Origin of the sequence: Rhodoplanes elegans (assembly GCF_016653355.1) — a bacterium.
Lineage (GTDB): Bacteria > Pseudomonadota > Alphaproteobacteria > Rhizobiales > Xanthobacteraceae > Rhodoplanes > Rhodoplanes elegans.
Genome location: NZ_NHSK01000031.1, coordinates 24005 through 31322, shown reverse-complemented (window position 1 = coordinate 31322; position 7318 = coordinate 24005). Strand labels below are relative to the sequence as shown.

The following is a 7318-nucleotide window of genomic DNA, read 5'->3' as shown; positions in this document are numbered from 1 at the left end:
CGGTTCGGCCGTTTCCTCGGCCGCTGCGTGCGCCGCGTCCCAGGCGGCCTGCTCGGCGGCGCTCACCTCGCCGTCCTGGTTGGTGTCGGCGGCATCGAACGGCCCGGACTCCTCCTCGCTCGTCGCGGCCGCGCCGCCCCCACCGCCACCGCCCGAGCCCGAGACGGCATCGCTGCTCGACGTGCCGCTGTCGTCGTCGGCGGTGCTCGATGCCGACGCCTCCTCGGCGGCGTCGCTCACCAGCGCCGCGAGCGTGCCGGCCGTCGCCGTCTCGGACGACATCTCCTGCACGGCGAGCAGCGTGGTGCGCATGTCCGAGGATAGGCTCTCGAACGCCGTCTTCACCTCTGACTCGGAGAGCAGCCCGTCGCTGTCGGTGTCGGCGCTCTCGAACAGCTTTGTTGCGTCGGTCGCGGACGTGCCGGCGAGTTCGTCCGACGCGGTGGTGAGCTCGCCGAGCGACACGCCGCCGCTCTTGTCGGCATCGAGGGTGCTGTAGAGGGCTTTCAGAAGCTCGGTGGAGGTGGAGGAGGAGATCGAGCTGACGCTCATGGACCTTGTCCTTGCTGACTGGGATGCCGGGCGGGCGGCACGCGCGGCGGACGGCAGGCCAGTGTCGACGATGACGATGGACGCTCGCAGGGCCTCGTTGATGGGTCGTAAATAACTGAAAACGAAGTTGTTTCTGGAATGTTGCGGGACATCTTCGCAGCCGCCCGACAGCGCCCGCCGCGATGCGGATCGGGCGGGAAGCCAGAGGTTTCGCGATGGCGAGGGCCGTCGTCACGGGCGTCGCGCGGCAACAAAAAAAGGGGGGCGCGAGGCCCCCCTGAAGGATCGGTTCGTTGCGTCGTCTCGGTCGTGGGGTCAGGTGGAAGCTCGGGATTCGGTACGGGACGCCTCGTCGGAGGTGTCGTCCGCTTCGCTGGTGTCGCTCGTGCCGCTCGTCGCCGACGTGGAAGCCGTCGTCACGGCCGAGGTGTCCTCCGTGGCTGCGTCGCTCGTGGCCGCGGCCTCCGGGGTGGCGTCATCGGTGGCCGATTCGGTTCGGCTGTCGTCGGACTCGGTCGTGGCGGCGGACGCCTGCTCGCTGGTCGTCGCCTCCGCGGTCGACGCCGTCTCGGTGCCTGCCGTCGCCGACGTCGTCTCGGTGTCGTCGTAGGCGGTCTGCTCGTTCGGGCTCACGCCACCGTCGCCATTGGTGTCTGCCGGGTCCTCGATCGCGGCGACTCGCGGTCCTTCGGGGCCGCCCGCTCCACCCGGCGCGGCGGGGCCGCGCGGTCCGTCGCCCTCGTCGCGTGCTTCGGGCGGGGGCGGGGGCTCCGCGGCTTCGCTGCGCGCCGACGACCCGGTCTGCTGCTGGCGGGTCTCCTGGAGGCCGAGGAGCTGGCTGCGCATCTCGGACGACAGGCTGTCGAAGGCGGACTTCACCTCGGACTTCGACAGGAGCGCGTTGCCGTCCGTGTCGGCGGAACGGAACAGCTCCGCGACGTCGGCCGACGAGGTGCTGCGGTCGGTGCGCGACGTCGCAGCGGACTGGAGCTCGTCCTTGCTGACGCCGCCGCTGCGGTCGCGATCGAGCCGCGCGTAGAGCTGCTCGAGCAGCGCGCTCGACGAGGTCGAGACGGAACTGACGCTCATGGAGGATGGCCTCTGCTGCCTGGAGGGACGGCGCGCGACGGGCGCCGGAGCGCGGCAGGCGGAGTGAATTTTCAGGCGCAGAATTACATGCCCGGCTTGCCGGGCCGTGAAGTCGGCCCCCCGGTTTCCGACCACCGCGGTAACGCTTCGTCGACCACGCCGATCGGCGTCGTCACGGCGGTTTCGGCGCCGTTGCGCACCGCAATACACGCTCGGGTGGTTCGGCCGTACCCCCTTCTCGGTTAACCCGTTTCGCGGCTTCGCAGCCGCCGCGGAGCGCCGCCGTGCCGGCAATTTCAATCGAATGTCGGCGCGATCTTCAGTCCCGACTGCAAGTGCCTGATCGGTCCTGGTAATCCCGCGTCGCTAAGGTTTGCGCGGAGATTTCGACGCATTCGTCCCATGTTGTGATCATTTTCACCTGGAAAACCCGTCTATCCCGTTCAGGTCCGCGCAAAGCGTCTCGCCAAGCTCCGCTCGTCCGATCGAACCGGCGCGCCTACAGTCATGACGTTCAACGGCTCGCGGAGCGTGTCATGGCCTCCTCCTACCCGGCAGCGACGATCGCGCTCGACGTGACGACCGTGTTCGTCATCGCCACCTGCATCTGTGCGCTGCTCGGGCTGTTCCTGCTCAGCGTGTGGCGGCAGGAGCGCATCCGGGCGCTCGCTTGGTGGGGCGCGGCCTATCTGCTCGGCGGCTTCTCGGTGGCGCTGTGGAGCCTCGACGGCAGCGGCCTGCCGATCCCGCGCAGCATCCCGAACGCGCTTCTGTTCCTCGCCTGCGGCCTGATCTGGAGCGCCGCGCGGGTGTTCCACGGACGGCGCGTGATGTGGCCGGGCCTGTCGGCCGGCGCCGTCCTGTGGCTCGGGCTGAACGTGGTGCCGGGCCTGATGGAGGCGGCGTCGCACCGCGTGATCGTCAGCTCGGTGATCATCTCGGTCTACGCCTTCCTGACCGCCTTCGAGCTGTGGCGCGAGCGCCGCAAGGCGCTGCTGCAGCGCTGGCCGGCCCTGTTCGTGCCGCTGCTGCACGGGCTCGTCTTCCTCGCCCCGGTGCCGCTCGCCTCGATGATGCCGGACGATGCCGGCCTCTTCAGCCTCGCCACCGGCTGGTTCGCCGTGTTCGCGCTCGAGGCGATCCTCTACGTCATCGGCACCGCCTTCATCGTGATGACGCTGAGCAAGGACCAGGTGGTGCGGCTGCAGCGCAGTGCCGCCTCGCTCGATCCGCTCACCGGGCTGTTCAACCGCCGCGCCTTCTTCGAGGGGGCGCCGCAGCTCGAGGCCGCACAGGCCCGCAAGCGCGAGCCGCTCGCCGCGCTGGTGTTCGATCTCGATCACTTCAAGTCGATCAACGATCGCCACGGCCATTTCGTCGGCGACGAGGTGCTGAAGCTGTTCGCCGGTGTCATCGGCACGAGCCTGCGGGCGACCGACCTGATCGCACGGTTCGGCGGCGAGGAGTTCGTGGTGCTGCTGCCGGGCGGCGCCGACGAGGCGGCGATCGCGGCCGAGCGCGTGCGCGGCGCCTTCGAGGAGGCGGGCCGGGTGGTCGGCACCCACGTGATCGGCGCGACCGTCAGCGTCGGGCTCGCCGCCGGCGATCCGGCGACCGGCGTTTCCGTGCTGCTTATGGAGGCCGACGCGGCGCTCTACCGGGCCAAGGCGTTGGGCCGCAACCGCGTCGTGCGGGCGCTGCCGGGCGAGGCCGTGCTGGCCGCCGCCGAGACGGCCCCGGAGCTGCCGCCCGTGGTGGTCGCCGGCATCGGCACCTCGCAGGCCGACTCCGGCGCCTGGGAGGAAGCGCAGGCCGTCATCTCCTGGATCGCCCATCCCGAAGGCGAGGCCCCGCTGCCCGCGACGGCGTGATCAGGTCACATCTCTCGGCATCCTCGCCCGTATCTCCTCCGGGCCGAGGTTTTGGGGACGAAGGCCGGCCCGGGCAGGGGGCCGGCCTTCGGCTTTCCGGAAGAGGCGCGTCGCGGCCGCGCGAGCCGATCGCGTCTGCCTCACGTCCCGATCTTGCCGCCGCCGCGGCGCGTGATGGCGACGACCGAGGGGCGCGGCGGCATGCGAGGCGAGAAGTCCGGCCAGCGCGTCGCCGGCGCCTCGAACGTGGCGGGCGGGGCGTTCGGATCGCTCTCGTCGGATTCGCCGGGATGCTGGACGGCGACGAACAGCGTCTCGTCGTCCGGGCCGAACACCGGTCCGCACATCTCGGCCCCGACGGGGCAGCGGTAGAACAGCTTTCCGGCGCCGCGCAGCGGCCCTTCGGTCTCCAGCGCCCAGACGCCGTCGGCCCGGCCGGTGCGGCGCGCCGAGTTGCCGTCGGTGGCGATCCACAGCCGGCCCATGTGGTCGACGGCGCAGTTGTCCGGCATGCCGAACCAGCCGTCGCGGCTGGTCGCCGGGTGGAACGTCGCGCCGACCGCGGCGATTGCCGGGTCGCCGCAGCGCACCAGGATGTCCCAGGTGAACCGCGCCGCCGTGTGGTCGCCGTCCGGCGGCGTCATCTCGACGATGTGGCCGAACGGGTTGGCGCCGCGCGGATTGGCCGGGTCGGTGTCGTCCGGCTTGCGCCGCGTGTTGTTGGTCAGCATCACGAAGACCTTGCCGGTCTTCGGATCGACCTCGACGTCCTCGGGCCGGTCCATCCGGGTGGCGCCGAGGAGATCGGCCGCGCGCCGCGCCTCGATCACCACGTCGGCCTGGCTGGCGAAGCCGTTGGCCGCTGTGAGCGGCCCTTCGCCGTGGACCAGCGGCAGCCACTCGACGCTGCCGTCGGCGTTGTAGCGGGCGACCGACAGGGTGCCCTCGTCGAGCAGATCGCGGTTGGCGGCGGCGTCGCCCGGCACATAGGGTCGCGCCGTGACGAAGCGGTAGACGCGCTCGAACACCTCGTCGTCGCCCGTGTAGACGACGACGCGGCCGTCGCGGTTGACCTGCACGAAGGCGCCCTCGTGCTTGAAGCGGCCGAGCGCGGTGCGCTTCCTCGGCGTCGAGGTCGGGTCGAACGGATCGATCTCGACGATCCAGCCGAAGCGGTTCGCCTCGTTCGGCTCGCGGCCCACGTCGAAGCGCTCGTGGTAGCGGGCCCAGCCGACCCAGTTGCCGGGCACGCCGACGCGCGCGTGGCTCCGCGCCTCCGGATGGCCGTCCGGCAGGGTGCCGCCGAAATACCCGTGAAAATTCTCCTCGCAGGTGAGCCAGGTGCCCCATGGCGTGACGCCGCCGGCGCAGTTGTTGATGGTGCCGAGCACGCGCCGGCCGGACGGGTCGGCGCTCGTCCGCAGGCGCGGATGGCCGGCGGCCGGGCCGAACACGTCGATCGGGGTGGTCGCGTCGATGCGGCGGGCGTAGCGGGAGCCGTCGACGACGCGCCACTTGCCGTCGTCGCCGCGGCGGATCTCCAGCACCGCGCCGCCATGCGCCGCCATCTCGATGTCGACCAGCGCGGGCGTCATGCCCTCGAAGCCGACGCTGCGCAGGTCCTGCCGGCCGAGGCCGGGGAACATCAGCTCCTCGTTGGTGTACTCGTGATTGACGACGAGGAGGCCGTGGCGGGCCGGGTTCGCGGCGCCCGGCATCGGGATGTAGCCGAGATAATCGTTGTTGTAGCCGAACTGCAGGCGCTGGGCGGCGGCGGTCTGCTTCATCGGATCGAACGGCGGGGCGCCGGGCAGCACCGGGTCGCCCCAGCGGATCAGCACGTCGGCGTCGTAGCCGTCGGCGACGTGATGGCGCTCGTCGACGCCGGCCGGAACCTCGGGGAAGACGAAGCGCGACGCCGGGACATCGGCCCCGGCGGCCGGCGTCCCCGGCCCCGGCGCGGCGCCGGGCGCCACCGGGGCAGGGCGCTCGGCCTGCGCCGCGGCCATGCCGGGCAGCGCCATGATGGCGGTGACGCCGAGCGCGCCCTTGAGAAAGTCGCGGCGGCCGAAGCGCGCGGCGATCACGTCGCCGAGCGTCGGCAGCGCGGTCGGGCTGCGCCCGACATCGTCGGACGCCTCGTAGGCCTGGGCACGGGTCAGCGGCATGGCGACGCCTCGTCTCGGTGCGGAAGGGGGCGGATTCCTTAGCCGCGAATTGCCACGGCGGCATGACGGGCCGCTATGGCGACGGCGCCGCACGCCCCCGCCGCGAGGCCTCCGTCAGCTGCGCGGATGGCGGTCGAGGGCGTCGCGCAGGCTGGTGATCTCGGTCCGCAGGCGGCGCGCGTCGGCGGCCGTGAGGCCGGACGCCTGCGCGATGCTGCCGGGGATGTGGGCCGCCGCGTCGCGCAGCGCCCGCCCGGCGCTGGTGAGGCTCACCCGCACCTGCCGCTCGTCCTCGGGGTCGCGGCGGCGTGCGACATGGCCGGCCGCCTCCAGGCGCTTGAGCAGCGGCGTCAGGGTCGAGGAGTCGAGGAAGAGCGCCTCGCCGAGCTGCCCGACCGTCTGGTCGTCGCGCTGCCACAACAGCACCAGCACCAGGTATTGCGGGTAGGTGAGCCCGAGCGGATCGAGCAGGGACTTGTAGACGCGCCCGAAGGCGTGGCTCGTCGAGTAGAGCGCGAAGCACAGGAACTCGTCCCGCCCGAGCGCATGGCTCATGACGGCGGTCGAATCCTGGCTGGTGTCGGGGTGTGTGTCTCGCGGCGACATGGGGAGCCTCACTCGATCGTGATCATATAAATCGCGCGCGATCTGATCGCAAGCGCTTGACCAAGGTTTCGCAGTCGGCATATAAATCGTGCACGATTAAATCGTGTCATAAATAGTTCATCCCGAGAGAAAGGAGTCGAGACCGTGAGCGTCACCCCCGTGAAGGCCACCGTGAGCACCATCACCACCCGCGACGGCGTCGCGATCTACTTCAAGGACTGGGGCCGCGGCCCCGCGGTCGTGCTCAGCCACGGCTGGCCGCTGTCGTCGGACTCCTGGGAATCGCAGGCGTTCCATCTGGCCTCCAACGGCTTCCGGGTGGTCACGCACGACCGCCGCGGCCACGGCCGCTCCAGCCAGCCCTGGGACGGCAACGACATGGACCACTACGCCGATGACCTCGCCCAGGTGATCGAGGCGCTGGATCTGCGCGACGTCTCGCTGTTCGGCTTCTCCACCGGCGGCGGCGAGGTCGCCCGCTATGTCGGCCGTCACGGCACCGGCCGGATCAAGAAGCTCGGCCTGATCTCGGCCGTTCCGCCGCTGATGCTGAAGACCGACAAGAACCCGGGCGGGCTGCCGATCGAGGTGTTCGACGGCCTGCGCGCGGCGAGCCTCGCCGACCGGTCCAAGCTCTATCGCGACATCGCGAGCGGCCCGTTCTTCGGCTTCAATCGGCCGGGCGCCACGGTCTCGCAGGGCATGATCGATGCCTTCTGGCTGCAGGGCATGCAGGCCGGACACAAGAACGCCTACGACTCCATCGCGGCGTTCTCGGCGACCGACTTTACCGAGGATCTGAAGACGTTCGACCGGCCGACCCTGATCGTCCACGGCGACGACGACCAGATCGTGCCGATCGACGCCTCGGCGCACGCCGCCAAGGCGCTGGTGCCGCATGCGGTGCTGAAGGTCTATGCGGGCGCCCCGCACGGCCTCGCCGACACCCACAAGGACCAGCTCAACAATGACATTCTGGCGTTCCTGAAGAGCTGAGGGCGAGATCGCGCGAGCACGGGGCCCGTCGAACGA

Annotated in this window: 6 protein-coding genes; 2 read left to right on the top strand and 4 right to left on the bottom strand. The window is 70.9% G+C overall.

Annotated elements, in window-relative coordinates; all coding sequences use genetic code 11:
• Both CCR97_RS02110 and CCR97_RS02105 read right to left on the bottom strand, forming a co-directional pair.
• On the bottom strand, nucleotides 1-552 hold a 552-nt coding region (locus CCR97_RS02110; protein ID WP_201159262.1), incomplete at its 3' end, for an EF-hand domain-containing protein.
• Nucleotides 553-867: 315 nt separating this feature from the next.
• Nucleotides 868-1641, bottom strand: coding sequence for an EF-hand domain-containing protein (locus CCR97_RS02105; protein WP_111356763.1), 774 nt, complete (start codon nucleotides 1639-1641; stop codon nucleotides 868-870).
• Between the two features lie 536 nt (nucleotides 1642-2177).
• Between CCR97_RS02105 and CCR97_RS02100 the strand changes: the two genes are divergently transcribed.
• Nucleotides 2178-3512, top strand: a complete 1335-nt coding sequence (locus CCR97_RS02100) for a GGDEF domain-containing protein (protein ID WP_111356762.1) — start codon at nucleotides 2178-2180, stop codon at nucleotides 3510-3512.
• 140 nt (nucleotides 3513-3652) lie between these two features.
• Here the strand turns inward: CCR97_RS02100 and CCR97_RS02095 are convergent, their stop codons facing one another.
• On the bottom strand, nucleotides 3653-5680 hold the full coding sequence (locus CCR97_RS02095; RefSeq protein WP_111356761.1) for a PhoX family protein: 2028 nt from the start codon (nucleotides 5678-5680) through the stop codon (nucleotides 3653-3655).
• Between the two features lie 114 nt (nucleotides 5681-5794).
• On the bottom strand, nucleotides 5795-6235 hold the full coding sequence (locus CCR97_RS02090; RefSeq protein WP_111356773.1) for a MarR family winged helix-turn-helix transcriptional regulator: 441 nt from the start codon (nucleotides 6233-6235) through the stop codon (nucleotides 5795-5797).
• Between the two features lie 195 nt (nucleotides 6236-6430).
• On the opposite strand from CCR97_RS02090, the gene CCR97_RS02085 reads away from it, so the two are divergent.
• Complete coding sequence (locus CCR97_RS02085) at nucleotides 6431-7282, top strand: alpha/beta fold hydrolase (RefSeq protein WP_245428802.1); 852 nt, start codon at nucleotides 6431-6433, stop codon at nucleotides 7280-7282.
• Nucleotides 7283-7318 lie beyond the last annotated feature (36 nt).